The sequence below is a fragment of the Streptomyces sp. W16 genome, from assembly GCF_033194735.1.
GTDB lineage: Bacteria > Actinomycetota > Actinomycetes > Streptomycetales > Streptomycetaceae > Streptomyces.
The window spans coordinates 1-2,004 of sequence record NZ_JAWOAI010000953.1; the positions used below are offsets into that span (position 1 = coordinate 1).

At 73.0% G+C, this 2,004-nt stretch carries 3 protein-coding genes; 1 reads left to right on the top strand and 2 read right to left on the bottom strand.

Annotation, left to right across the window (positions count from 1 at the left end; genetic code table 11):
- On the bottom strand, positions 1–708 hold a 708-nt coding region (locus R6V09_RS51825; RefSeq protein ID WP_317888356.1), incomplete at its 3' end, for a WD40/YVTN/BNR-like repeat-containing protein.
- 269 nt (positions 709–977) lie between these two features.
- On the opposite strand from R6V09_RS51825, the gene R6V09_RS51830 reads away from it, so the two are divergent.
- On the top strand, positions 978–1,394 hold the full coding sequence (locus tag R6V09_RS51830) for an SsgA family sporulation/cell division regulator (RefSeq protein ID WP_317888357.1): 417 nt from the start codon (positions 978–980) through the stop codon (positions 1,392–1,394).
- A 10-nt stretch (positions 1,395–1,404) separates the two neighbouring features.
- On the opposite strand, the gene R6V09_RS51835 is transcribed toward R6V09_RS51830, so the two are convergent.
- On the bottom strand, positions 1,405–2,004 hold a 600-nt coding region (locus tag R6V09_RS51835; RefSeq protein WP_317888358.1), incomplete at its 5' end, for an isocitrate lyase/phosphoenolpyruvate mutase family protein.

Sequence of the window (2,004 nt, forward strand, 5' to 3'; positions counted from 1 at the left end):
GCCGGCCGGGATCGGGGTGTCGGTCGCCGTCCAGGTGAGGCCGCGGTCGGCGGAATGCAGGACACGCGCGCGTGCACCCCCGCCGGTGGCCAGCCAGACGTCCCGGGGCCCGGAGCTCACCAGGCACTGGCCGCTGGCCGCGAAGCCGGCCTCGCCGTCGAGCGCGGCCGGCATCCCGGTGCTGGGCAGCACCTTCCAGGAACGGCCGCCGTCACCGGTGGACAGGATGCGGAACTTACCGTCCACCGGGTCGCTCATCGCGAGACCGTGGCGGCTGTCGAAGAAGGTCAGGCAGTCGTAGAAGGCGTGCGCGTCGGTGTTGCGGAACGACTCCGTCCAGGTCGCCCCGCCGTCGTCGGTGCGGTAGACGCGGGACGCCTCGCCCTCGCCGATCGCCAGGACCACCGCGCGGTGCGCGTCGAACGCCTCGATGTCCCGGAACTGAAGGTCGGCGGTGCCGGGTGGCGAGACGTTCCGCCAGCTCGCCCCGCCGTCGGTGGTACGCAGCACCGTGCCCGCGGTCCCGGCCACCCACGCGGTGTTCCGGCTGACCGCCGACAGTCCCCGGAAGCGCACACCGGCGGCCCCGCTGTCCTTGAGCTCCCAGTGCGGAGCCCGGTGCGCCGTGTCCCGCGCCTGCGCCGGTACGGCGGCCAGCACGGCCAGCGCCGCCGCGCACATCACCCCGGCCGCCGTCCTGCGGTACATACGCCCCACCTGTCTCGTCTTCCCCATGCGCCTCATGGCGGGCGAAGCTAGCCCACTCCCCCGGAGCCGTCCAGATGGCCCACGCCCGCCTTGAGCGCATATGGGCGGCGGTGACAGAGGTCACTCGAAATTGGTGTGCACGGATTGGCTCGTTCCGGCGTCTCTTCCAGTGCGGACCCATCCACCCGGAGGTCCGTTCCGGAGTCTTTTCGGGAGTCCGTCCGGCCGTCACCGCAGTCCGCACCGCCGTCACACAAGGGAGCAAGGCGTTGTCCATCGTCATCGAGCAGCCCGTAGAGGCCCGTCTCGTCGCCGCCGCACCGCGGATGCCGAGCATTCCCGCCACCCTTCACTACGACCGGCGCGACCCCTTCGCCGTCCGGATGACCTTCCCGGCACCGGCCACCCTGGAGGGCGTCGAGGTCTGCTGGACCTTCGCCCGCGAACTCCTCACGGCCGGTCTGCACGGCGCCGAGGGCCACGGCGACGTCCGTGTGCGGCCCTACGGCTTCGACCGCACCGTCCTGGAGTTCCACGCCCCCGAGGGCACCGCCGTCGTGCATGTCCGCTCGACCGAGATACGGCGCTTCCTGCGGGCCACCGGTGAGCTGGTGCCCGCCGGTCTCGAACACCTCCAGCTCGACCTGGACCACGACCTCGCCGAGCTGATGCGGGACGCCTGCTGAGCCGACACCCCTACCCCAGCAGCGAGTTCAGCTCGCCGTAGCCCAGACCTCCCACGACCGCGTCGTAGGTACCCGTGTCCAGCAGCTCCCGCGCGGCACGGCGGACCACGGCGTAGGCGGCCAGGGCGACGCTGGAGCCCGCGCTCACCCGGGCGACGCTCAGCGCGGCCAATTCGGCGACCGGCGGTGCGACGGGGCCGACCAGCACATTGAGCGGACCGTCGATCCCGTCGGCGAGTTCCTTGACCGTTCCCGGTTCGACGGCCCCGGGGACAAAGATCCCGTCCGCGCCCGCGGCCCGGAAGGCGGCGGCCCGCTCCAGGGTCGCGTCCACTCCCCCGGCGCCCCGCAGATACGTGTCGATGCGCGCGTTGACGAACAGCGGCACGCCCTCCGCGTCGGCGGCCTCCCGGGCGGCGGCGATCCGCTCGGCCTGCTCCACGACCGGGCGCAGGACGCCCTCACCGCCGTAGAGCGCGTCCTCGATGTTGACCCCCACCGCACCCGCCGCGAGCACCGCGCGGACCGTGTCGGCGACGCCCGCCGGGTCCTTCGCGAAGCCGCTCTCGATGTCGGCGCTCACCGGCACGGTCACGGTCGAGGTGATGCG